The 23119-nt window shown below is 57.0% G+C and carries 31 protein-coding genes and 1 tRNA gene; 13 read left to right on the forward strand and 19 right to left on the reverse strand.

Going from position 1 to position 23119, the window contains the following annotated elements; genetic code table 11:
• Positions 1-2: 2 nt before the first annotated feature.
• The 4 genes from ASG11_RS17795 to ASG11_RS17810 are packed head-to-tail and all read right to left on the reverse strand — an operon-like array spanning position 3 to position 4680.
• Positions 3-1550 carry a hypothetical protein gene (locus tag ASG11_RS17795; RefSeq protein ID WP_055783460.1) on the reverse strand — a complete coding sequence of 516 codons (1548 nt, stop codon included), beginning with the start codon at positions 1548-1550 and terminating at the stop codon, positions 3-5.
• Entirely contained in the window at positions 1547-1924 is a 378-nt protein-coding gene (locus ASG11_RS17800; protein WP_055783463.1) for a DUF5681 domain-containing protein, read from the reverse strand. The genes ASG11_RS17795 and ASG11_RS17800 overlap by 4 nt, the downstream gene beginning before the upstream one ends.
• Positions 1925-1963: 39 nt before the next feature.
• Positions 1964-2665: a hypothetical protein gene (locus tag ASG11_RS17805; RefSeq protein ID WP_055783465.1), complete on the reverse strand. Its 702-nt coding sequence runs from the start codon at positions 2663-2665 to the stop codon at positions 1964-1966.
• Positions 2662-4680, reverse strand: a complete 2019-nt coding sequence (locus ASG11_RS17810) for a hypothetical protein (RefSeq protein WP_055783468.1) — start codon at positions 4678-4680, stop codon at positions 2662-2664. The genes ASG11_RS17805 and ASG11_RS17810 overlap by 4 nt, the downstream gene beginning before the upstream one ends.
• An 81-nt stretch (positions 4681-4761) precedes the next feature.
• Between ASG11_RS17810 and ASG11_RS18875 the strand changes: the two genes are divergently transcribed.
• The 3 genes from ASG11_RS18875 (at position 4762) to ASG11_RS17815 (ending at position 7570) form a co-directional block, all read left to right on the forward strand.
• A complete protein-coding gene (locus ASG11_RS18875) occupies positions 4762-5676 on the forward strand; it encodes a hypothetical protein (RefSeq protein WP_236697587.1) in 915 nt (304 codons plus the stop codon).
• Between the two features lie 1016 nt (positions 5677-6692).
• Positions 6693-7271, forward strand: a complete 579-nt coding sequence (locus tag ASG11_RS18880) for a hypothetical protein (RefSeq protein ID WP_156363866.1) — start codon at positions 6693-6695, stop codon at positions 7269-7271.
• 83 nt (positions 7272-7354) lie between these two features.
• Positions 7355-7570: a hypothetical protein gene (locus ASG11_RS17815; protein WP_156363867.1), complete on the forward strand. Its 216-nt coding sequence runs from the start codon at positions 7355-7357 to the stop codon at positions 7568-7570.
• On the opposite strand, the gene ASG11_RS17820 is transcribed toward ASG11_RS17815, so the two are convergent.
• The 4 genes from ASG11_RS17820 to ASG11_RS17835 form a co-directional block, all read right to left on the reverse strand.
• Positions 7567-9345 (reverse strand): hypothetical protein, encoded by a 1779-nt coding sequence (locus ASG11_RS17820; protein WP_055783472.1) that lies wholly within the window; start codon positions 9343-9345, stop codon positions 7567-7569. The two genes, ASG11_RS17815 and ASG11_RS17820, sit on opposite strands and share 4 nt — an antisense overlap.
• A 1-nt stretch (position 9346) precedes the next feature.
• Positions 9347-9616 (reverse strand): spike base protein, RCAP_Rcc01079 family, encoded by a 270-nt coding sequence (locus ASG11_RS17825; protein ID WP_055783475.1) that lies wholly within the window; start codon positions 9614-9616, stop codon positions 9347-9349.
• Between the two features lie 226 nt (positions 9617-9842).
• Positions 9843-10175, reverse strand: a complete 333-nt coding sequence (locus ASG11_RS17830; RefSeq protein ID WP_055783478.1) for a hypothetical protein — start codon at positions 10173-10175, stop codon at positions 9843-9845.
• A complete protein-coding gene (locus ASG11_RS17835; protein WP_055783480.1) occupies positions 10172-10750 on the reverse strand; it encodes a glycoside hydrolase in 579 nt (192 codons plus the stop codon). Before ASG11_RS17835 ends, ASG11_RS17830 begins: the two co-directional genes overlap by 4 nt.
• Before the next feature lie 816 nt (positions 10751-11566).
• Here ASG11_RS17835 and ASG11_RS17840 point away from each other — a divergent pair.
• The 5 genes from ASG11_RS17840 (at position 11567) to ASG11_RS17850 (ending at position 14107) form a co-directional block, all read left to right on the forward strand.
• Positions 11567-12409, forward strand: coding sequence for a hypothetical protein (locus ASG11_RS17840; protein ID WP_055783483.1), 843 nt, complete (start codon positions 11567-11569; stop codon positions 12407-12409).
• A gap of 151 nt (positions 12410-12560) precedes the next feature.
• Complete coding sequence (locus tag ASG11_RS17845; protein ID WP_055783487.1) at positions 12561-13214, forward strand: hypothetical protein; 654 nt, start codon at positions 12561-12563, stop codon at positions 13212-13214.
• On the forward strand, positions 13211-13339 hold the full coding sequence (locus ASG11_RS19395) for a hypothetical protein (protein WP_269083409.1): 129 nt from the start codon (positions 13211-13213) through the stop codon (positions 13337-13339). The genes ASG11_RS17845 and ASG11_RS19395 overlap by 4 nt, the downstream gene beginning before the upstream one ends.
• Positions 13336-13512, forward strand: a complete 177-nt coding sequence (locus ASG11_RS18885; RefSeq protein ID WP_156363868.1) for a hypothetical protein — start codon at positions 13336-13338, stop codon at positions 13510-13512. Before ASG11_RS19395 ends, ASG11_RS18885 begins: the two co-directional genes overlap by 4 nt.
• A gap of 130 nt (positions 13513-13642) precedes the next feature.
• Positions 13643-14107, forward strand: a complete 465-nt coding sequence (locus ASG11_RS17850; RefSeq protein ID WP_156363869.1) for a hypothetical protein — start codon at positions 13643-13645, stop codon at positions 14105-14107.
• Between the two features lie 128 nt (positions 14108-14235).
• On the opposite strand, the gene ASG11_RS17855 is transcribed toward ASG11_RS17850, so the two are convergent.
• The 5 genes from ASG11_RS17855 to ASG11_RS17870 all read right to left on the reverse strand — a co-directional run bounded on the left by ASG11_RS17855 (position 14236) and on the right by ASG11_RS17870 (position 17035).
• A complete protein-coding gene (locus ASG11_RS17855; protein WP_156363870.1) occupies positions 14236-14760 on the reverse strand; it encodes a hypothetical protein in 525 nt (174 codons plus the stop codon).
• A gap of 134 nt (positions 14761-14894) precedes the next feature.
• Entirely contained in the window at positions 14895-15500 is a 606-nt protein-coding gene (locus ASG11_RS19340; RefSeq protein WP_055783494.1) for a PEPxxWA-CTERM sorting domain-containing protein, read from the reverse strand.
• A gap of 374 nt (positions 15501-15874) precedes the next feature.
• Positions 15875-16039, reverse strand: coding sequence for a helix-turn-helix transcriptional regulator (locus ASG11_RS18515; protein ID WP_082472951.1), 165 nt, complete (start codon positions 16037-16039; stop codon positions 15875-15877).
• Positions 16040-16100: 61 nt separating this feature from the next.
• Positions 16101-16619, reverse strand: coding sequence for a hypothetical protein (locus tag ASG11_RS17865; RefSeq protein WP_055783496.1), 519 nt, complete (start codon positions 16617-16619; stop codon positions 16101-16103).
• A 2-nt stretch (positions 16620-16621) separates the two neighbouring features.
• The gene (locus ASG11_RS17870; RefSeq protein WP_055783499.1) at positions 16622-17035 is read right to left on the reverse strand and encodes a hypothetical protein; all 414 of its coding nucleotides are present in this window, start codon (positions 17033-17035) and stop codon (positions 16622-16624) included.
• A gap of 212 nt (positions 17036-17247) precedes the next feature.
• On the opposite strand from ASG11_RS17870, the gene ASG11_RS18895 reads away from it, so the two are divergent.
• From ASG11_RS18895 to ASG11_RS19515, 5 genes are all read left to right on the forward strand, one after another.
• On the forward strand, positions 17248-17571 hold the full coding sequence (locus tag ASG11_RS18895; RefSeq protein ID WP_156363871.1) for a hypothetical protein: 324 nt from the start codon (positions 17248-17250) through the stop codon (positions 17569-17571).
• A gap of 76 nt (positions 17572-17647) precedes the next feature.
• Entirely contained in the window at positions 17648-17806 is a 159-nt protein-coding gene (locus ASG11_RS18900; RefSeq protein ID WP_156363872.1) for a hypothetical protein, read from the forward strand.
• Between the two features lie 485 nt (positions 17807-18291).
• The gene (locus ASG11_RS17885) at positions 18292-18612 is read left to right on the forward strand and encodes a hypothetical protein (protein WP_055783505.1); all 321 of its coding nucleotides are present in this window, start codon (positions 18292-18294) and stop codon (positions 18610-18612) included.
• A 247-nt stretch (positions 18613-18859) separates the two neighbouring features.
• Positions 18860-19069: a hypothetical protein gene (locus ASG11_RS17890; protein ID WP_156363873.1), complete on the forward strand. Its 210-nt coding sequence runs from the start codon at positions 18860-18862 to the stop codon at positions 19067-19069.
• Positions 19070-19080: 11 nt separating this feature from the next.
• Positions 19081-19263, forward strand: a complete 183-nt coding sequence (locus ASG11_RS19515) for a helix-turn-helix domain-containing protein (RefSeq protein WP_168371763.1) — start codon at positions 19081-19083, stop codon at positions 19261-19263.
• Here ASG11_RS19515 and ASG11_RS17900 read toward each other — a convergent pair.
• From ASG11_RS17900 to grxC, 6 genes are all read right to left on the reverse strand, one after another.
• Positions 19241-20560 (reverse strand): tyrosine-type recombinase/integrase, encoded by a 1320-nt coding sequence (locus tag ASG11_RS17900; protein ID WP_055783510.1) that lies wholly within the window; start codon positions 20558-20560, stop codon positions 19241-19243. The two genes, ASG11_RS19515 and ASG11_RS17900, sit on opposite strands and share 23 nt — an antisense overlap.
• 186 nt (positions 20561-20746) lie before the next feature.
• Positions 20747-20823, reverse strand: a tRNA-Arg gene (locus ASG11_RS17905).
• 35 nt (positions 20824-20858) lie between these two features.
• Complete coding sequence (locus ASG11_RS17910) at positions 20859-21545, reverse strand: rhomboid family intramembrane serine protease (protein ID WP_055783512.1); 687 nt, start codon at positions 21543-21545, stop codon at positions 20859-20861.
• 4 nt (positions 21546-21549) lie between these two features.
• Positions 21550-22017: a DUF1178 family protein gene (locus tag ASG11_RS17915; protein WP_055783513.1), complete on the reverse strand. Its 468-nt coding sequence runs from the start codon at positions 22015-22017 to the stop codon at positions 21550-21552.
• Positions 22014-22835 (reverse strand): carbon-nitrogen hydrolase family protein, encoded by an 822-nt coding sequence (locus ASG11_RS17920; RefSeq protein ID WP_055783515.1) that lies wholly within the window; start codon positions 22833-22835, stop codon positions 22014-22016. Before ASG11_RS17920 ends, ASG11_RS17915 begins: the two co-directional genes overlap by 4 nt.
• Positions 22832-23089 carry a glutaredoxin 3 gene (gene grxC / locus ASG11_RS17925; RefSeq protein ID WP_055783517.1) on the reverse strand — a complete coding sequence of 86 codons (258 nt, stop codon included), beginning with the start codon at positions 23087-23089 and terminating at the stop codon, positions 22832-22834. The genes ASG11_RS17920 and grxC overlap by 4 nt, the downstream gene beginning before the upstream one ends.
• Between the last annotated feature and the right edge of the window lie 30 nt (positions 23090-23119).

The following is a 23119-nucleotide window of genomic DNA, read 5'->3' on the forward strand; positions in this document are numbered from 1 at the left end:
ATTTAGCCCCAACACGCATCGCTCGCGTCTGGTAGGGACGGGACATAGTATTCGTCTTTTGCAGGCTTGTGTTTTACTACCGGAATGAACGCCGGAAGGGCTTCGGCGATAACCCTCGCCATCGCTGAATCCGCGTCCACCTGATCGTCATGCTTGCCGTGAGGAAAGGTCAGATATTCCGTAAGCGCGCCGTCACCTACCGCCCCCACGGGTAGGTAAACGCGCCCCATTGAAGCCATGGCTTGGTAGCTGGTGGCCTTCGCAACCTTGTCCCCGGAGCCGCGTGTCGCGAGCGGGATAATCCGACAAAAGGTGTCGGTTTCGAGCATCGCCGCGTTGACCATGCTGCTGATCGCCGACCATGTATTATCGTTTTCGGGATACCATCCCATCGGGTTCCATTTTTTGATCATGGCCAGCGCCCCGGTCTCACCGATCATCGGCTTTCCAGTCTCTGGATCGCGGGTCATGCCGATGGCGACATCCATGGTGCAACGGTCGCGGAAGCTATCGACCATCCAGATATTCCGGCCCTCATCAACGCCCCACATCCGGAAGACATTGTAGTCGCCCCGGCCAGACGGCGCGTGGTCGCTTGTCATGTAATAATGGAGGTTTTTGGGAAGTTCGTGCGGCTCGAAGCGGTTGAACCAAGACTCTACGAAGAACCCGTCATCCAGCGGAACCGGGCGCTGCTGATACTGGCCAGCAAAACCAAAGACGCCAAGCGCCTCTCGATAGATCGCAATTTGCTCATCGGTGTAGCGTTCGGGGAACATGTTCTCCCCTTCCTCCCGATGATCGACCCAACCGATGCGGGTTGGCTTTCGGACTTCGCCGTCCGCAAAGAGCGGGATGCATAGATGATCGAACTTCAACGCTTTCTTGGATAAAATCTCGCCACTCAAATCCTCTTCATGAAGCCGCTGCATCACGACGATGATTGAGTCTTTCTTGGGATTGTTCAGACGGTTCATGACCGACCGGAAGAAGTTCTCGACGGTGCCTTTTCTGATGACTGTGGACTCGGAGGTTTTGACGCTGTGCGGATCGTCCACGATGACGATATTGCCGCGCGAACCCGTCATGGCGCTGATCGGGTGCGCCTTGCGGAAGCCCTTGGCCATGTTGGAGAAATTGGACTTGCCGTCGCTGTCCTGAACGAACTCAATCGGCCAGTAGCGTTGATACCAACTGGTCTTCACAAGATTGCGATGTTCGCTCGCGTCTCTAATCGCGAGTTCTTCGTTGTGCGCGGCGCTGATAATGCGCTTGGACGGATCGCGTGCCCAAACCCAAGCCGGGAATAGCACATCCACGATCTTTGACTTACCGGAGCCGGGACAGATATTGATTAGGAGCCGCTGGCCACCAACTTCGTAGACATCTTGGAGGTGGTCCGCTAAGACCTTGATATGCCAGTTATTGACGAAGGGTTCGGGGTCGATTTCGCCCCAAGCTGCGGCAATGAAGGCTGCGAAAGAGCGTTCGTAATACTCCTTCGCAACCTTATCGATTTCGCGCTGATTGAGCAGCGCATTCTTGGTCATTTGGTTTCGGCGGTCTTCTTCGCCGCCATGATCTGCGCGATGACTTCATCATTAAGCGATTTCACATCGATTGAATCAAAGGTATCGTTGCCGCCGGAAACGCGAATGCTGGTCGCTGGCTTGCCAAAGGCGCGATCATTGAACTCTTTAATTGCGGAGATGCGCGCCGTCGCTGGCGTGTCTTTCGCCGCGATAACCTTCATGAGTTCGAAGAAAACATGAGCCGCGTTCTGGCGGTAGAGTTCGGCTATCTCGACTTTGTTGCCGACATAATCTTTGACATATTGCGGCTTATTGCCGCCCTTGGGGTTGCCGCTCTGGCCTTTCTGAAATCGGCCTTTGATGACTTTGGTATCGGGGGGAGTATCTTCCATCGAGTATTTAGCTCGATGGAACGAACGCCGTGCCCTCGGTTAGTTCACCGTGCAGCCACGGCTTTGCGCGAAGGCCTTGTAGAGCGGATAAACGGCTTCAAGATACGCCTGTCCTCTCGCATTCTCGACAATAGCGAGCGCAGCGATGTCCGCCGCTCCCTGATAGTTTGCGTTTAGACGACCCATGACCTGAATGGGGTTCGTGCTACGCGTGGTAGGGACGGTGTATCCGCCTAAGGTGGCGTCATCGAAGACCGTGCCGTTAGCGTCGATGCGGTAGATGCGGGCAAGCTGGCCAACCGTGAAATTGGCCATGAACAAGGTGAAATTGCCCGCGTTCGGCTGATCGAGGATCGCCTGATCTGTCGATCCGGACGCGCCGCCATGACCGGCGCTGATCTTTCCTTCAAGGGTCGCGATGACATTGTATTCGAAAGACGATGGATTCAGGATAACGGGACCACCAGCCGAGCGCATTAGCATGAGGACCGACGCCGAAGCCGGGAGGGGGATATCGAGAAAAAACCCGGTGTTGTCAGTATAGTTGAGCGCGGCGTAACCGGGCTGGATCGACGGTGAACCGATAACCCCCGCCATGTTGCCGGTGATGGCGTTGAGGCGTGAATCCGCCAGAGTGCCGCCGAACCAGAACTCGCCACGGACCCCGTCGAAGTTCGGGAGGGTGTTCGAGCCAAGCGCATTTTGAATAGCGATAGCGCCGGTCGTAAAAATCTGTGTCATAGTCCAAGTTCCTCTGATGTCATTGTCCACCCTTCGCCAATCGCGGGATTGTGGAGTGGCTCATTTTTAAAGTCGTCAATCGTGATTATGTCGCCCATACGGTCCCGAAGCGCGCAGACCGCCTCCGAACTTCTATTTAGGAGCTTTGAGCCAACATTGAGCTTGTTTCCCGCTACGGCGATATTAGGACCGATGATAAGAATTTCATTCCGCGATATGACGGAGACATCTCCAAGCGGAATATTCACATCGTTCGCATCGGTGACGAAAAAACCATTTTGCAACATGCCAGCCGTCGCAATGCCCGTGCTGTTAAGCCGGATGTTCGATTGGTCCATGAAGAGTTCGCCATCGAAGGGAACATCATATTTGACGATTAGACGATTGACCGATTCTCGACGGCAACGCACCCGCCCACGGGCGTCGCGAGAGATTTGCAGCGGACGCCACGGGCGCTTCAAATAGATCGTTGAGAAATCAGCTACCGCGCATCGCGCACCATACATGAAATAGCCTTGGTTAGCGAGGTGAACCATATCGAACTGGCTTCCGGATTGGCCTGCGACTTTCAAATCCCAGATCGGACCCGCAATTTGAACTAACGGGGACTGGCGCGCTGCGGTTGAGAACTTCAACGAAGAGTCGCCAAAGCGAGCCTGATAAGTGAGAAGGCCAACCGGTTCGGTCTGGCCGGTGATGGCGCGGACGCGGGTGTCGATGGAGTTTGCCAGTGCAATTAGCTTGGTGGCATACTGGTCATCGTTCGGACCTTGGCTTTCGACCTGCATCCACTTGACCGGTGCCACCACGACCTTGCGACCAGCGCGGAGATTGACCGCCGCTTGAACGCCGAGGATGAAGCGATCAAAGAGACCGGTGCCTTCGAGGAAGCCGTCAATTGCGGTTTCGCCCTGCCCCGGTGCCATGCTGATCGTGGACATGGGATTATCGAGGGGCGGTATACCGTAGGCGTTGAAAAGCTGAGCCATCATGGCGTTGTAGCCGCCGTGGATCGTCTCGCCTGCGCCGCCTGTCGGGCGTTGTGCGGCATAGGGGATCAGCGATGAGACATTGTTGCCATTGTCCTGATAGCGGACGCCGCCTGCGAACATGAGGTCATGGTAATAATCGGTCGGCGATAGAAGCTTGTAGTCTTCCGTATCGTTGCTCGAATTGGTGCCGATAGACAGCGACTGTCCGAAGGTGGAATTGACCAGCAAGCCGATGTCGCTGCGCTGGACGCCGCCGTTGCCGAAGAACGCGACGATGGCGCTGGCGGGGCGTCCGCCAATCGTGCCAGCGGTGAGATCGCGGACATAGGCTTTGCCGATGCGTGCGCCGGTTGAGCGAACATCCATGATCGCGCGACGGTTTGGGCCGATGACTTGGAGCGCGGAATCAGGGTCGGGATTATCGGAAATGCGCCGACCGCTCGAACCGACAAAGTAGCTTCCCACCGCTCTGATTGCCGCGCTGGTGAAAGTGCCAACCGTGTCGATGACGGCAACGCGACGGCGGAGACGGTCTGTGAACTCGAAAAGCGCGCCGGGTGTGGCGTTGGACGAGATGGTGCCGACGATGCTTGTGAGGTTCGTGGCCGCGTTCTGTGCCGCCGTCGCGGAGTCCGACGCATGAAGCTCGCTCGCGTGTGCATCGGTCGCTGATGCCACGGCCTCATTTCTGGCGGTCAAAAGAGCGGGCGAGATATCGCCGGTATCGCCTTTTTGGCCGGTGTCGCCCTTCTGGCCGGTGTCGCCCTTGATCGAGCGAACCGTCTTGGTCCAACGGCCAGTCGTGAGGCCGTTGACCGCAACCGTGGTGACGCCGTCTTCGGTGGCGGTGCTGGTGCTGGACCAGATGAAGATGCCACCAAGACCGTCATCCGTGCCCGTCTGGCCGCGAACAAAGGCAATGAGGCCGTCTTTTAATTGAACTGCTTTGAAAGTGCGGAGATCGGCGACGACATCGAGCGTGACGGAGACGGTGCCGTAGCGAGGGAAGTTTACTGAGGTCATCCCATATTTAGCACGGGGGACGAGGGCGGTGGACGGGGCGGTCTGGCGACGGTAGCGTGTGGTCCAAGAGCTTTGGGGGTGATGATGGCTGACGCAATAGTTACGGAGACTAAACAGCGCCAAAAGTTGAAGTTCGAAGATCGATTTCAGCCAGCGAAGCGAAATCTAACTTGGGTCGCAATTTTGTCCGTTGCGCTCGCCTTTGCTGACACATCGACCCAAGAAAGTGCAAAGGGAACGGTTCCATCAGACTCAGTGAAAATCCCCGGCCTAGATGTTTCATTTCATATCGGGCTGGCCGGGACATTTTTACTGATCGCTATTATATACTGCTTTGTCGAATATCTTTTTGAATACCAAACGACTAAGATCGAAAATTCCGAAGCTGCCGCAAAAACAAAAGATATTTCTTTGTCCGATTTGTTCGAAAAACAAAGTCATACGATCCAGAAAACCATCGCGCAGATGAACGCCGCCGCAGAATCTGTGGACTCTATCCCGGCACGAATTACGGAAGCTGTCTCAACTTGGCAAAACAGTCTTCGACCGGATACCATGCGAATCGCGGACGAAATCAGAACGATAGCTAACGGAGTTCGAAGCGATCTGGCCAGCGCGCTTGGCGAGGAGATACCCCCAGAATCGCAAATAGTTGTCCAAGAGATCGTTCAGCGGCGGCTTATTCAGCCATTCGAAGAGCGTTATAGAGTTTTGGCCGGGAGCTACGGTCGTGATGGTCCACGCAATCCTCCGCCGATGTTTAGCAATACGGATTCCGGACAGATCAGCGAGCACTTAAAGACAATATCTGGCGAACTTGACCAAATGGATAAGACGCAAAAAGCTCTTGCCAAAGATTTTAGCTCGATGAACTCAAATCTTTACGATCCTCAACGGCGGCGATTTTTTTGGGTTGATGCCGTTGTCCCTCATGCTTGCGCGGTTTGCGGCGCGGTTGCGAACATATTCGTGATTTCGAGAGCCTTATTCTTTTAGACCATTAAAATTTTGGGCATTTTCAAAAATAGCTCGATGTAATATTTGGTATATAACTACCGGGTGCCTGATAAAGATTTGAGACCCGGCCCGGTGAAAAAGGGGCCTACCGGGGGTGGGTCTGGAAACCGGGCCTCGATTCCGGCCCCTACCCTCCCCGCGCGCGGCCTCTGCGGCCCTCTCAGAGCCTCTCTCAGAGGGTCTCCAAATCCAGCCGCGATCTTCCGGGCATGATCCTCTCCGCGCTGTGCGGTCATCCATGGGGGCTGGCGCATATGATCTGCATGACGCTTGCCTTCGCCTTGCACGACGCTCTGCAAAACGGTCTGCTAAATCGATGGGATGCATCGTCCGAGATCGTGCCAGATCGTCCCTCATGATTGCCGATCTGTGTCCCGGTTGGGTCCATCAACTGTTGTGAAGACTGCTAAGCCACTGTTTTCATTGAGATTTATCCGTTGGAGCAACGGTTTGCGAAACCGTAGCTCTATGGTTGGAGGACGATTTAGGGCCGATCCGGAACGATGAGACGCGAAAAGTGTGGAGATCAGCCTCACGATCATTTGCTGTGTTGCAATAAGCCGTAGCCTTAATAGGCTGGAGTTGAACCAGCTTTGGGGGAAGTTGTGCCAGCGTTAAAAACCTTTTTTGCGTCATCACGGGACCACGCTGGCGCGGCGACCCTCGGAGCAGTCCTCGGCGTTCCATCAAGCCTTTTCGGTATCCTACCTCAGATACCGAAGTATGTTGGATATTGCGCGATCCTTTTTGCCGCGCTTGCCATTGCGACTTTAATTTGGGTGCGACGCAAGCCCGAGCTATCCAAAGAGGAAACCGGGCGAGCCTTGAGTTGGTTCTCTGGTGCAAGCTTTTCTGCCGTAGTTTGCCTCTGGGGGTTCGGAAGCGCAGGGACGGCTTCGCCCGTTGCTGTATTAGCGATTGACCCAAACTCGCCCCCGTGCGTGAAAATAGTCAGCCTCGGGTTTCGATGCTCGCAAGATAGCTTCGAAGAAGCAATGAACAGTAGCAACGAAGATGCGATAAAGCTTTTGGTTGAAGGTGGACAACGCGGAGAAAAGCTAAATCGCTTCCCTGAAAAAGCTCTGAGAATGTATGTGAATGCGCTTTACTCGCTCGGGAAGGAAAGCGAATTGGCCTCTTGTGAAGAGGCGTCGTCTCCTTTCGGTTGCGCTGTCGTAGAAGGCAACGGCTTAGCCTGCGCTCTCCGCGATAGAAAAACTGCTGATCAAAGGTATGACCAATTTGTTCAGGCAAAACTCAGATCGGCCGAGAAATCTGGTGCCGATCTCTTTAATCAGATAAATGGCTCAAATTGCGAATCTGATCCCGAAGCGTTTTATAGCAATATCCCTTCATCAACGACTAATGATTTGGTTTTTATCGCACAACAAGCGAGGCTTGAATGTCGTTATTCGTCCGACCTCCAGTGCGAGAGAAGATATCGGGTAGAAGTCTGCAAGGGCAGAATCCGAGGGGCGCTAAACAATCTTGGTGGTCGGCAGGGCATGATTGATAGCGCAATGAAGCAGGAGAGGGATAGGTTATCTGCTTTGACTACCTGCCCTGAATCCTGAGAAAGGGTATAACCAAAACCCTTTTAAATCCTAAGCTACGCCTTTTCTTTCCCGTTGTTTCCGCTATGTCAGCGGAAGGTTTGATGAGAGGTGATCTGATGGACAGTGTTGGGCGCTTCACATGGGGTGCCGTAAAGTTCGTATCGATTTGCGCGACGCTGCTTTACGGCGTGCCGTTCGTCATCGAGCAGATCAAGAGCTTCAACCCCACCGCGATCCTCATAACGGGCCTGATCGTTGGCATGGTGATCGGTGACTACCTCTCGAAAGCCAACGCTCAACGGCAAGCGCGAGTTTAAGCAACCGAGGTTGAGTTTCCGTTCAACGGGAAGCCAACGAACAGGAACGGCTCTGCGCCAGTCAGCGCGGTTGTCGGGACATAGTTGCCCATGGCCTTGCTGTATCCGCGCCAATCGCTGACCGGGACATTGATGCCGAAGTTGCCGAGCGATCCACTGAAAGTGCGGATCGCGCTTGAACCGGCTACGGCTGCCGTTCCCGCTTGTGCGGCGGCAAGATTCAAGATCATCACACCATCCTGAAACACTTGGAGGCGTCCACCGCTGCCATTCGGATCGGCGAACACACGATCAATCGACAAGTAGTGCCAAGTGGTGCTGTCGGTCCCCGTGAGCGGACCAGTCGTGGCCGTGGTCTCGGTGCCGCTGTTATTCCATTTCCACCGGCCACCAGCTTCTTGAAGGTATTGGTTGCCCCAAGAAAACGCCACGGAGTTTCCGGCTGGCGTGCCGCGATACCAGAAACCTACGCTGCCCACTCCGCCTTGCGGATACGGATATTGCGTGACGACATAGCCGCCGTCGAGACATGCGGTTTGGAACTTGCCAGCGGTGCCGAATGTGGTGCTGGTCGGCGTGCCGACGCTGTTCGGTGTCGGAGTAAGCGTGTCATCGCCTGCGGGGCTGTCCGTGCCGGTGGAAAATGCCGTCGAGACCGCATTCGCGATCTGGATCGCGCCAGCCTGTCCCTCGTGCGTCCCGTCTGCGGACAGAGTGAGGGAGTAGCTGTTCACATACCGGCAACTGGTCATCAGCGCCGAAGCCGTGGTGGAGCGAGCGAACTCATACATAGCCCTGCGCACTTCGTTCTGCTGTTGGGTGGTGCCCCATGACCCGCTGGTCTCATTCGGGATCGCCCACACGACCGAGCGGTAGCTTGTGCTGCGCGAATTGGCTGCGGTAATCATCTGGAAGAACGCGGATAATCCGCCCTTGAAATCTCTCGCACCGATGCCGCCCGTTGTCAGACTTTGAGCGTTGCTGTGCCCGATCATCAAAAATGCAAGTTCGAACCCGCCGACATCTTGAATGATCTGGCAGATTAACGGGCCGTTGGTCTGCGCCATAGTGTGATAGACAATCGGCGTGCCCCCAGCCGGTTTGCCGACGATGCCGACATTCACGCCAAGCTGCGCGATCATGGATTTGGCAAGCTGTGCGCCGCCCGCGCTGTTGATTACTTCGCCGCCCACATTGCCTGCGGTGTTGGCATCCCACGGACGCCATGCGGCTGTGGTGGCCTGATTGTTGCCGTCGCCGGGAATGACATAGGTCGTGCTGTTCGGATCGGGCGTGACGCCTGCGGCTGTCATGCTGATATTGTCGGATGCGGCTACCAACATACGACAAGCGAGGCTCTGGCCGCTGAGGAGCAAAAGGGCACCCATGCCGACTTGCACCGTGCCGTTCATCCATGTGGTGCCGTCGCCGCTGAGATCGATGTAAAACCAACCGAGGCGTGCATCGACGGGAACATTGAGGGTCTGTGCGCCGGTCGCGGTGAACGGTGCCAGTGCCGTCGCGGCCTGCAAGATCGTGGTGCCGTCGCTGGAACGGATGCGGAAGCGTGGAGTGCCAACCTGCGTGACATTGACCGAAACCGGAATGGTGCCAGCGCCCTTGCCCTGCGAACCGCCTGTGTTGGTGGATCGCTGATAGATGCGCTTCGAGCTTGGAAGCTGCGATGCGGTGAAGGTTGCAGCCGGGAGCGACGGAGCCGTGATGGCGAGCGGACGCAATGCGGGTGCGAGGCCGAGGCCAAAACCAAGATTCATCTTAGTAGAGCGCGACGATGTTGGTTGCGGTCGTGTTCGTGCTGAGGATTTTCTGAACACGAACGGGCAGGATCGATCCGGCCACGAGACCTTTCAGCGTGACCGCCGTGGCATCGTTGGCAAACAAGACAGCCAAGTCGCCAGCGCCACCGATGAAGACGGCGCGAGAAACGCGGTCCAACTGTGCGGAGTCTGATGGGGTGATAGCTACCGCGCTGGTGGCCGGTGCTGCGAGGGTCGAAGCGTTCGAAAACTTGAAATCGTCTGTCATCTGGTATTTATCATGAAGACGCGATGCCCGGAACGACCTCCGGTGAGGGTTGTTCTATGGGCTTCGCATCCTCTCCGAGCGAACTATCGCCCCGGTGCCCCCTCCCCAACCTGCGCACCGGGGTTCTTTGTGCAAAGACAGATAGTTAGGGTTGCCAGCCGGGTTCGCTGGTGCCATTTGGCCATCGTCCCGATGGCCCCTATCCCATCCCGGAGTCATCGGGATACTACTTCACCAGCTTCATAAAATCATCGAGATCAATCACGACCAGTGGACGCTTCCTGTCCGCTTTGATGACCGCAATGGGTGTCCGCTTCGAATGCGTCTTCGCCTGTCCGAGGGCATCATAGACAAGCGCGATTCCGGCTCTGGCCTTGCATTCGACACTGAACGGGAAGGCTCGCGCTGCGGCTGGCGATAGCTGGATATCTTCGCCGTTGCTCCCCATCGCGCATGACCGGCAATCGTCGGGTTCGAGATCGGGGAAAGCGTCCAAGATCGTATCCCGGACAGCCTGTTGGAGCTTGCGGCCTTTGGCCTTCGCGCTGCTTACCTTCACGACAAGAGCGCCTTTGCACGAAGTGTGCGGATAACGCGGTCGGCGCTCCCGTTGGTCCCGCCATTGATTTTGCGCGTGATCTTGTCGCCGTTATCGGCATCGGCCAAACCGTTTAGCGAATTGATCGACCAGTAGCGGAGCACGATCAGGAGGCCGGTCTCAGGCTCCGCAGCCTGTTGCGGATCGCCTTCGAGATTGATCCCCAACGCCTTCCCATAGCTGCGATAATTCGCACGCCCGGTGAGCATCAGAATCCCACGGCCTTTAAACCGCTTCCCATCGCCGGGTTGCGTATTTCCAAGGTCTTTCCGGCCTTCGTAAGCCGCCCCGGAGGCTATTTCTTCGGTGTAGCGAAAGCCCCCGGATTCATGCCCGGTCTGTCCGAGGAAGTGCGCCAGCCTGAGAGGCGTGGTGATGCCGTAGAGGTCGAAATGCTTTGCGGCGCTCCGACCAAGAGCGGCGGCGATGGCTGGCTTAGCGCCTGCCCATTCGAACAACGCCGCGTAGGTGAGCGGACCCGGAATGCCGTCCGCAGTAATGCCAAGCTTTTTTTGAAGTGCTTTGTAGTCAATCATCGGGTATTTAGCCCGATGGACCGGTCCCGTTAGAAGCCGGTGGAGCGCCTCTATTTCATGATGGCACTATTCCCCATCGAGGTCCGAGATCGCGCTGAGATCGCATCTCTGGCGACCAATCACGACATCCCAACCCCGGCATCCGGCTCCCGCCCGCTCGCAATTTTTTTCCACGCGGCAAGCTTGCTTTTGAACCCGACCTGACAACAGAAATTAAACAGACGCGGCAGCTTGCTAATTACTTACCCGAGGCTCGAAGAGCGAGTATAGAAAAAGAGCGGCATCATTGCCCGAAGGGACAGGGTGCCAATCTTATATACATTGGCTCCGCCCCTTTTTTGTTAGTATATAAGATCGGTCCCTTAATCAAATTTGAGCCGGGTGCCATTCTCTAAGAGAATGGTCCTTAAAAGGTGCCATTCTCTTAGAGATCGGTCCTTAAGGGTGCCATTCTCTTAGAGAATGGTCCCTAAATCGTCTTCCACTGCGAGGGTGCCATTCTCTAAGAGAATGGTCCCTAAACGCAAAGGTGCCATTGTGCAGAGAATGGTCCCTTGGGTGCCATTCTCTTAGAGAATGGTCCCCTCCCCTTAAATGTTCGGTGCCCCATCTATTAAAATAGACACGACATCGGCTTCCGACTATAAATAATCATGACCCCGAGGCGCTCTTATCTTAGAGCTTCATAGCTCCTCGTATAATCCTGAGAATCGCCAAATGCTTCGGGGTCAACTTCAATATACCGCCGCGAGTATCGTTCGTGCTAAATACTTTTATAAGGTCTGGCGACCTTGGGGTTTTATTTAACGAGGATTTATGGAAACGAACGACATCATTGAAATCATGCGTCTGATTGACGAAGACGCCAAATCCGATCCAGCCATGCTTGGCCGGTTGATCGCGATGACTAAAATGCACGCCCCCGTCTACCATGCCGCTCTTGTCGGTCATGACGAAGAACTTCGCAGACAACAGCCGATGACGGTCCCATCCTTGGCATCGATCACTTGCGCTCAACTTACGCTCTACGACAACTGGCGGGCAACGGACGGACGGAAGCCGTCGCGTAAGCGCAGTGAGGCCGGAGCGCGTCAACAGCGGTTCAAAGCTCAGATGGATATCTGGACCACGGGACCGGAGACGAAGATCAGCACGAAATCGGCGGCACTCCGCCTGAACTTCGTGCTGATGGATCAAGCCGAGCGTCGGGCCAAGATCGCCGAATATAGCAACCCTTCCAAATCATCGTCCGGGTTCGTCCCCCAGAATGGGAAGCGCGATCCCGAGTGGAACGATTTCGCCGATATGCTAACCGGTCTCGATGACGCGGCGCTATGCGGTCCCGGCTTTGTAAAATCGAGCGCGGGCACCAACTTCCTCTTGGGTTGCGTCGGCATGATCCGTCGCGACGATGCGCACGCCCTCCCCGACGACATGCAGATTGTCGTGAGGCTTGGCAGCGAAGACATCATCTTCCGCAACTTCGACACGGCTTATGCCGGGAGAGTGCCGTTGGCAGGAAACGCCGTCCGATCCAGTCGGCTCGCGCTGTCTACCCACCACCCGGCATGGCGCACCGGCATCCTCTACCGGGAGGTCAGCGAGGAAACCGCCACGGAAGTCGTGCCGATCATCACGGACGCCGATGTCCCATACTGATCCCCTGCGACGCGCGCGCGGTCACTTGGTCTCTCGGGATAAATAACATCAGAGCAGGTAATGGCGCTTCAAAGGCTCTGAGTTCTCCCACCGAGAGGGAAGTTCCGACAGTCCATTACACTGTCGGGGCTCTTTCTATTCGGAGAACATAATGGACATTACAATTCCCCTCACCGTTATCTCAACCGCCGTCATCATCTATGCGGGTTATTTCTGGCGCAACGCATGGCTGGCCGTGAAGGCTGAGCAGCAATTTGAAACCGTTTTGGCTCGCCAGCTACACGAGCACGCCACCACCATCGTTGCCAAAGATCGCGAGGCCAAGCGCGCCGCAGACAATGCCGCCATTGACGCATCGGTTGAACGCCTCGCGCTGCTTCAAGAATCCGACCGCGAAGCCCAGATCAAGGCCAAAGACGAAGCCCTCCGTGCCGCATTGGACCTGATCCCGGCGACCGAGCGCCGCGACACGATGAAGTTCCGTCGTGAATCAGAAGCCCGTAGGCTGATCGCCAAAACCGATCTGGCCACGCTCGAAGCCGCCTTGGCCGAACGCGAGGCTGCACCGCTGGCACCCGACATGACGGCCAATCTGGCCGCAGCCAAGGCGCGGATCGCCACCGCAGCGGCGTCGAAGATCGAGGCCGAAGCCCGTCTCGCGACGGCGAACGCCCGTCAAGCTGAACTCGATCTCCCTGCGGAGAAGAAGGACGAAGAGCGCGGCACCCGCCACGCCGAACGCTCCACAACGGTCGTGGTCGCAGCCAAGGCGGCACGCGATGCGAAGGACGGTGATGCGGAATGACCTTCGACCTCTTCCCTTGCATCCTCTGCATCATGGGCGGGTTTACGCTCGCCACTGTCCTGCGCTCGATTCTAACCAAGATGGAGGCCGATGACGCCACTGACATGCGGGAGGGCGAGAAATGATCGCCATCATCATCACCGGCATCGTGGCGCTGATCGTCGCCACGGTGCGATCGTCCTTGGCTGCAGGGATGGACGGGGATTTCGTGAAAATGCGCCGGAGCGTGCGCCTCGATGGCACCAGACCTTGGATCATTACATTTTTTTCGGGATGGCGGATGTCATCGAGCCACTAATTGTAGGCGGCTACCTCCACCTTATTGCCGAATGTGAAGTAAAAGAGATTGCCTTTTTGGGAAACTTTCATGATTATATTTATCGTGCTTTACCGTCGAGTTGGCGGCGGAACCTTTTGGGGAAATTTGCATGAACGCTACATCGGAAGTAATTGGCCCGGAAACGCTCAAAAACATCTCGAAGCCTTTGGCTGAACACAAGCTCATTCAGATGGTCGATGCCGGGAAGCTATCCGAGGCTTCGTTCAATCAGATACTGAAACTCATCCCTTCCTTCTCCCCCGTTGTTGAGAAAGGACTAAACTTTCTTCTTAAGATTGCGTCGAGCGCCGCAAATCTGGAAGAGCGAACGGTTGAGTCTTTCGACGCAAGCTTGGGCCGTAGCGACGAACAACTTATGGCCGTTCTTTCGACGCTTGAAACAGAAGAAGCGAAGTTGGAAGCACTACACGCGATAATAAGTAGCCGAAAAGACTCAATCGAAGCGCAGAAGTTCGTGGTGAGCAAGGCCCATGTTTTTAGGCATGGTATAGCTGTGGTCGGTGGCGCTGTAGTCGTTGGTTTCGTCGCTCTGATTGGTAGCCGAAAAGCATAATCCGCCGTATCTTCATTCCGACAGAGCGTAAAAAGAGCGGTGCTACGGTAGGAAGGGATCGAAAGTCAAAGTGAAATCCTCCACCCCGTTCTGACTACGGCGAACGAGGCCCACGACGCTTGGAATAATCACTCTAATTGCTTGATCGGAAACTGACTACCAATCGTCCAATTGAAGACTTTCTTGTCGAACATCTTACATCCCGCAGCGTCCGCATTCGGCTGCGGGATGCGGATGTATTGCGCCGTCTCGCTGGCCCGGACGATGACCAACCGAACGCGATTGCATGCTTTTGGCGCGGGCTGGCTTTCAGCGACGATGAGGTCGTCTGCCCACGATTTTATCGGAAACTCGTCATTCCACAGAAAGATGGATCGGGGCGGATGAAGCTGCGTCAGTTCGTTCACCCGACAGGTCATCGTCGGGCGACTACACTCGATGTTGAGGTAGGTGTTCCCCTTCATATCCTCGCCAGTGAGCGAACCGGACACCTTCACGAATCCAGACTCCGGGCGGGTATCGCGGTCATCATAGAACGCCTTCATCGGCCAGAAGGCTGGCTGATCCTCAGCCGCTTTGATCATCCGGTTGCTCGAAAACCCGACCAAGACGGCAGCGACGACAAAGCCGCCGACAAATCCTTTCCACTGCATGCCGCCCTCCCCTGTGAGCGCCACGATAGGGCGGGCGGAGTAGAACCGCCACCCACAGCGCATCGCGCCACAGGGCAACAAAAAGCCGCCAGCCTTTCGGCCAGCGGCTTTCCACTCCCCCCGGACTGGACAGGTTAGGCGAACGAGACCTTGGTCGAGCGACGACGCGTGCGCATCGCTGCACCCATCATGCCGAAGCCAGCGATCATCATTGCCCAAGTGGCGGTCTCTGGCAGCGGGGAGGTCGCAAGAATTACTGGCGTCATCAAGTCACCGCTTCCCGTAATTTGGAAAGAGTCGAATTGCCCAAACATCAGGCCGTATCGATTGCTAAAGGGATCACCGGCCCGGAACGAAAAGCTGCCAGTCGCATCGTTATTCGCAAGAGCGGTAGGGAATCCGTTCAACTGGTCGGCATCGTTGTAATTTATTGTCCCGTTGAGCACACTTGAGAAGCTCCCGGATATCACAAGCTGAGAGAAATTTATGACTCCCGAACTCGGCGAGCCAAAGCTGTAAGTCTGATAAGGGAAGAGGGGGGTAAAGCCGGTGCCGCCAGCAGGAAGTGCGAAAGAAAATGTGAAGCTGAACAATTCCCTTGGGGCGATCTCACCATAGAGCGAATTGGTTGCGACCCTGTAGCCCGTTCCCGACGCCGCATAGCTCACAAAATCCACAGCGGAAGCCGCTGTAGAAATGAACGACACAGCTATCGCCGCAATGGTCAAACCAATTTTCATACTGTCTCCGCTTGCTTGCATGATAACAAAGTTTGTAAAGTAAGGATTATGCCATCGGCTTAAATCGTAGGATATTTCTGTGGGCACCGCGTAAGTGTAAGTCTGAGCGACATGACTGTTCACCGAACAAATTTTATTATAGCTTGATGACTTCGATTTTTAGATGAGCAACCGTGTCCAAGCGTTTTTGAGTAGCGTCCACGACGGCAGCACATTTCATCCGGGCGGGGCACAGGTCGAAGCGGGAATGGCCATCGCGACCGCGCGGACGGATCGTCGCTACAACGATACCGCCGCACAGCTAAACGCCCTCATTGATCTTTATCAATGCGTCCGGGTGGCGCTGGCGGATAGGCGTCCAGCGGATGGGTGTCTCAACCGTCCAGCCAAGCCGTGATGTCATCTTCGCGCCAATAGGGCTTCTTCCCGACGAGGCGCGGCTTTGGGAAAGCCGGATCGTTTCGAACGGTGAGGAAGAATGTGGAGCGACTGACGGGCAACCGCTCCACGACCTGCGCGATGGTGAGATAGCCGGTCATACTTTCAACACCCCGTTTAAGAGGCGAAGCTTCAATTCGATCTCGACATCCTCGGAGGGGTTCAGGAGACAGATGATATTCTTCGCAGTCGGTTTTTTCCCGAAGCGCATCTTATCGTCTCGACCGAATATGCAGTCAGTTCAGTAGACTTTGCCAGTTCGCTCGCGATGTCACGGATGTTCGGTATTCCTCGCAAAGCCATCCAGTCATCAATAGGCTGATCCGATTCAAAGAACATTTGTTTGAGATTGTCTACCTTTGTCTCAAATTGGCCGATGACTTCAAATAGGGAACTCTCGTAGCCAATGCAAAAATCAAACCCAATTTTCTGAAGCTCCTGATACTTGGCAACAAAGTCCGCAACCCGGTTTGCGCCGCTGGCTACATAAAGGAACTGCGACGACCCCTTTTTCTCTCGCTCGAAATCTGCGGGGAGAAGTTTCGCATTGCCTTTCTTGAAGTTGTTATAGTGAAAGAAATAACCCTCGCCCCAATAGTTTGCGCGGGGGTTAATTTCGATCATGCCGTGTGAGGGGAACGCCACGGTCTTTGGCGAGGTGTCGTAGCTCGAAAAACCCATGATCAGGCCTCCAACATCAGCTTCATGATTTCGGGCGACGGTTCCTGCGGCGACGGTTTGTCAGGATTGAAAAATCGGATAGCGGATTCAACCGAGGCAAGCTTCGTGCGAAGCAAGCCTTGAAGTTCGTGCAAACCTTCGAGCGTTTGCATGTCATACTTCAAACAAAGATCATCTGCGATCTCTTTTCCACCTTTGTAGCGGCGGTCGATCCACCATTTGGCGTTGAAGAACCACTTGTGTTCACCGGTCTTGATTGCAGCGATAAGACGGCGATCTTCCCGGCACTTCTGCAACCGGATCGATGTTGCCCACTCGCGTTGAGCATAGGTGCCTTCCGTTAGCGGTGCCATTCCGAGTTGCGCACTTGCAAACTCATCCGCTTCGAACTTTGCTACATCATCACGCCAAGCCATCTTCAATCTCCATCGGCACCATTGCCTTACCAGTCTTATTAAGTCCGACGAAAGAACTACGCAACTTTGTGCAAAACACTACTTTCTTGTCAAGGAAAGTTCTTGAACCTTATGTTGTAAAGCAGGCACATAAAACTTCACACCCAAGGTTCGAATGTTTGCTCCCGCCAAGCTAAATAGACGGACAGTCGGTTTGTCACGGGGGCGGTTCTTTGAGCGCCGCCCTCACCCTCTCCCCCTCGACACCGCCACGAAGCTGGCGTGCGACCAATCCAATTTTCTCAAAGCCTCTCGGTGCCGAAACAATCCGCCCTCATCATCGTTTTGGCCAAAACATAATGGAGATGGAAATGCAGCGCGAGGTCTACTCCGAGCCTTCCGATGTTGAGGGCTACGGCGGCGAAGTGATGGTCGAAGGACCAGACGGCGTGGATGTCTCGCTAACGCCCGAAGCCGCTATCATCACCGGAACCCGCTTGATAAATGCGGGTGTCCAAGAAATCTCAAATGATAAGTCGCTGAATAAGCCGGGTTAAATTGCAACAATTTTTGAAGACGCGCGTATCTGACCCTATCAGGTAGGGCCTTCTGGCTCCGGGTGGGAGAAGGTCGATGTCTGGTAATGACCGTGCGCGGCTCGCGCTTATCGTTGGCATGATCGCGGACACAATGGAAATTGCTGACGATGCCGACCAGCCCTTGGTCGCTGCGCTTTTGGCTGACGCTCTTGAACGGGCAAAAGCGGCATTGGACGCGATGGAGTGTGATTAGCGTCGATCATTGCGCACACGCCGGGGATCGGCCAAGTTTCTGGAATGGACAATTTAACCAAACTCTCCGACCGCGAACTGAAAGCACTTTTTGAGCACACAGACGGCGAAGGCTCCGAGGCAGAGCGGATTTTGCGTGAGATCGAACGCCGAAATCTAGACCTCTAATCCGGCGCGAGGCTCCGGCGCTTCAACTGGACCAAGATACCATTGAGGGACGAAGTTACCCCTTGGCACCGACCGATTTCGTTGGTCTGGCCAGCCGATTCCCAAAAGCCGATTAGCGGCCATCGCTCTTCGCAATGTGGGAGCAAACACCGGAGCGCCAACCTCACCGATACCGTGTTGACCGGGCGGGCGCTGGCACCATCCACGGCACGCCGCAACACCTCGACGGCCAACCCGATGATGACTCGTTCCGCTTTCCCGACCATGACGGCGCTGTAGAACGGAACAGGAACATCGGCCAAGACCGATAAATACACGATGAGACTGAGCCACAGCCGAGCGCGCCAGATCGTGCAGCGCCTTGCGGTCGATCAATCCGATATCCGTGTTGATCAAGATCGTCATGCCGATGATCTGGCGGCGTTGCTCCGCTACATTGATGAGCAAGAGGCTGCGGACGCCATGGACAGCGCCACGGCTGGCCGGGTGGCGCATGCAGCCGAGCGCCGGAGCCATGAGGCCATCATGCGGGTGGCCACGCTTACCGACGACCAGCGCGAACTACGCGACATGATCGGTGCGCTGGCGGCGATGATCATTGAAGCTGGTGACGACCGGAGCAGCCTTCCGCCCGCGTGAATCGATGGCACGCATTATCAGAATGTAGTTCAGAGCTTGAAGCGATAGCTTCGGGAAAAGGATGGTGTTCATAGTAGTTTCCTACAACCCGATCTGAGACTTGGAAACCCACCCGCTGGTTGCTTGACAACAGATTTATTGGATATACTTCGAACTAAGGTTCAGAAACTTCGATTACCTCGAAAGACAATTGGAGCAAGCAAAGTTCGGTCTCTATCTGGTTGGGTCCACACGCGGGGGACACGCCATGACACTTGCACTCACACCCATCAACATGACGAAGACCGTCAACTTCACGAGCATTGCAGCCTACCGCGACTTCCAACGGTGGTGGGACGCCAACACGGTGCCAACATCGCCCTATGATCTGGAAATCCGCGCGACGGACGAACTGGTCGTCACGATGGGTTTCTTGTGCCCGGAAGACCGCTTCCTCGCGGCGCTGCGGTGGTCGTGATGGCGAAGCTTATGACGATCCGCCAGACGATGGAGCGCCTCTCCGTGGGGCGCACACGCCTATGGAAGCTCCGGCGCTCTGGCGACTTCCCGGAGCCGGTCATGATCGATACCAGCGTCCGGTTCCGGGAAGTCGAAATCGAACGCTGGATATCGGCTCATCAGCGGGTTTCTACCCGGCGACCGGCGCGCTGATCGACACGACATTTGTGCCGTCTTGCTTGCTGATTTCGGCGCGCAAGAGACGCTCCCAAGCCGCCAGCGCCCGACCAACTTGCCGCGCATATGTCGCTTTGTTGTAGGTCCGATTGAGACCGCCAAGGCTGTGCTGCGTGACGATTTCGCCGATGTTCTCTGAGAAGACCTCACCAAGTTCGTCCATTTCGTCGGAGCCGAGCGCCGACCGGACGCCTTTTTTGATCTTGTGCAGCGTCCAACCCTCGACGGGCTTGCCAGACAGTTTCTCCATCGCAGCCGTCGCATCAGCGCCAGCGGTCGCAAACATAAACTTGTGAGGCGCGACATGGAACGCGAACTCCTTACCTTGGCGAGCGTCGAAGATCGCTTTGGCCAAGGGCGGCAAGAGCATGTGGTGGACCCTCCCGGTTTTGGCGTGCGAGACCGGATAGGTGTGGCCGCGATCATCCGTGAACTCCGCCAGCGGTAGGGTCCAGATGCCGGTCTCCGCATCGTAATCCTGCAACCGAGCGCCAAACGCCTCCATCTTCCTCGTGCCGGTGAGGATCAATAGCCGGATGGCGTCCCGACGATCCGCGTCCCAATCCTCCACCGAGCGATAGAGCAGCGCCATTTCGCTGATCGACAAGACGCGATCTTCGCCTACGCGCTTTTCACCAGCCGATGCGATATCGTTCGCCGGATTGGTGTCGATGAAATCTTCGGAGACCGCCCACTTCATAAAGGGAAAGACGACCTTCAAGAAACGATTGGACTGTGCCACCGCCCCTTTTTCGCGAACCTCCCGGACCATCGCTTTGACATCGGCGCGGCTGATGTTTCGGATCGGCACGCGCCATTTCTCCGCGTCCCAATAGCGCGTCATGATCCGGCGATATTCCGGCAAGGTTTTGGTGGCCTTCCCCTCGATGGCCTTGTGCGCCATCCACTGGTCAAAGACGAAACGGACGGAGTTCGTAGCCGCTTCCTTAGCCGCTTCCGCTGCGGCCTTCGCGGCTTCTTCCGCCACGATCTTAGGATCAAGGCCACGATCCCGGAGCGCGTTGCACCGTTCGGCCTCTTCGCGTGCATCAGCGAGGCTCCAAGCTGGCCACTTGCCGATGCCGATCTTGCGAAGCGAGCCGGTTTTGAGACGACCAGCCCAAAGCCATTTTTTCATGCCAACGGGGGTGATCTGCAAATACAAGTTCGGGATGAGGTCGCAGCTAACGAGCCGCACCGCAGCGCCAGCCTTTAACGCGTCGATTTGCGTCACCGTCGCGCGCGCCTTGATCGTTTCTTTTTCACTCATCATCCAAATCCCGTAGTTTCCCGACTGCGGTTTCGATACCGAGGCATGCGCCTCCGGTCAAGCCTCAGACGCCTAATCGGTAATCAAATCGGGAAACAATCGGACGAACAGGAACGAACAATCGCGAACAGCCGCGAACCACCCCTTTCGAGAAAGTGGCTGATTTGCTGGGGTTTTTAGCTGGAAAGTTGGTGTCCCCGGCGAGATTCGAACACGCGGCCTACGGTTTAGGAAACCGTCGCTCTATCCGGCTGAGCTACGGGGACACTGGGGCCGCTGGTAAGGGTTGCGCGAAAGCCGGTCAATCGGTGCGTGTGCGAACGCCGGGCAGGAACCACGGGCCGGCGAACAGCCCGAACAGGAACCCGCCGAGATGCGCCTCCCATGCCAGCCCGCCCGATTGCCCGAGCAGCAGCGCCGGGATCGCCAGCAACACGACCAGCCACGCATTCGCCTTGACCAAGTCGAGCAGGATCTTCCGGGTTCGCGCCGATCGGATCGGCATCAGCGCCTCGCCCTCCACCGGCAGGCGGATCAGCAGCCCGAGCAACCCGTAGATCGCGCCCGACGCGCCGAGCATCGGCACCACGCCGTAAGGATGGATCGCGAGGAACAGCGCCATGCCCGCCAGCCCGCTCGCCAGGAATAGCGCCACGAACCTCGGCCAGCCAAGCGGCGGATCTCCCATCCGCGCGACCAATGGCCCGCCCAGCACGAACAATGCCACGCCGTTCATCAGGATATGCGCCGCGCCGCCATGCGCGAACATGTGCAGCGGCACGGTCCGCCACCGCCCGTCGGCCAGCGCCGCGCCGGAGACGCCCCAGGCACCCATTCCGCCCGTGCGGATATGCCCGAGCCACAGCAACGTCATGATCGCGATCAGCGCCGCGCCCGGCACTCTGGCATGCCACGGCACGTGCCACGAGATGTCGATGCCTTGCGGCTCTTCGACCTTCTGGGCGTCGCGCCGACAGCTCTCGGCCATGATGCTAGTTCAGCGCTTCGGGCGGCACGATCGGGATCAATAGCGGCGCGATCGGCACGCCGTCCTCGACCAGCGCCTTGGCCTCGGCGATCGTCGACTGGCCGTGGATCGGAGCATGATCCTCCTCGCCGGCATGCATCGCCCGTGCACGATCGGCAAAGGCACCCCCCACCCATTGCGAGGTCTCCAGCGCCTTCAATTGCGCCTTGGCCAGCGACTGAAGCGCGGCCTTCAGCACGTCGGGCGGGATCGGCGTATCGGGCGTGGCGCGCTGCGTCACCGGCACGGCGGCCGGCTTGCTGTTGCCCTTCGCCGCGAGGTTGGGTGCCATCACCGCCTTCGCCACCACAGTGTCGCCGCACAGCGGACAGGCCACCAGCCCACGCGCGCGCTGATCCTCGAACGCCGCGCTCGATCCGAACCACGCCTCGAACACGTGATCGTGCGCACACTTGAGATCGAAAACGATCATGCTGTCGTCACGTCGGGAATGACACGGCGATGCACAATTACCGGAATGCGCGACCGCACGTCCGCCACGCGCGCCGGATCGATCTCGGCGAACCCGACGCCGGCATCCTCGCCCATGTCGAGCACCACCTGCCCCCAGGGATCGATCACCAGCGAATGCCCGAAGGTCGCGCGGCCATCCTCGTGTACACCGGTCTGCGCCGCCGCGATCACCCACGCCCCCGCCTCGATCGCCCGAGCGCGCAACAGCACGTGCCAATGCGCCTCGCCCGTAGGCCGGGTGAAGGCCGCCGGCACCGCCAGTACCGTCGCCCCGGCATTGCTCAGCGCGCGATAGAGATCGGCGAACCGCAGGTCGTAGCAGATCGACAGCCCCAGCGGCCCGAACGGAGTCGCGACCACGCTCGCCGTCTCGCCGCCGACATAAGCCGCGGACTCCCGCCAGCTTTCGCCGGTCGGCAGATCGACGTCGAACAGATGGATCTTGTCGTATCGCGCCCGGATCGCCCCGCGATCGTCGATCACGAACCCGCGATTGGCGAACTTGCCGTCCGGCCGCCGCACAGCCAGCGACCCGAGATGAACCCAAAGCCGATGCTCCGCCGCCGCCGTCTGCACCGCCGCGAGCACAGCGTCCGCCTCTTCGGCGACGATCTTCGGCCCGCCACGAACCCGATCGCGATCGAGCAATCCGGACATTTCGGGCGTGAACAGCATGCTCGCCCCGCCACCGGCGGCCTCGGCGATTGCATCGGTCAGCACGCGCGCATTGGCGGCGGGATCGATCCCGCTCGTCATCTGCAGCACGGCGGCCTTCATACGCCCAGCAGTGCGTCCAGCTTGCCCTCACGCTCCAGCGCGGCCAGATCGTCGGATCCGCCGACATGCCGTCCGTCGATGAAGACCTGCGGCACCGTGGTCCCGCCATTGGCGCGTTCGAGCATTTCGGCGCGCTTCGGCCCGCCCATCGTGATGTCGAATTCCTCGACCTCCACGTTCTTGCTCGACAACAGCTTCATCGCCCGCGCGCAATACGGGCAGAAGGCTTTGGTGTAGATTTCGATTTTGGCCATGAGACAGAAATGTGGTCGCGAAGGGCCGTT

It is taken from the genome of Sphingomonas sp. Leaf357 (genome assembly GCF_001423845.1).
Classification (GTDB): Bacteria; Pseudomonadota; Alphaproteobacteria; order Sphingomonadales; family Sphingomonadaceae; genus Sphingomonas.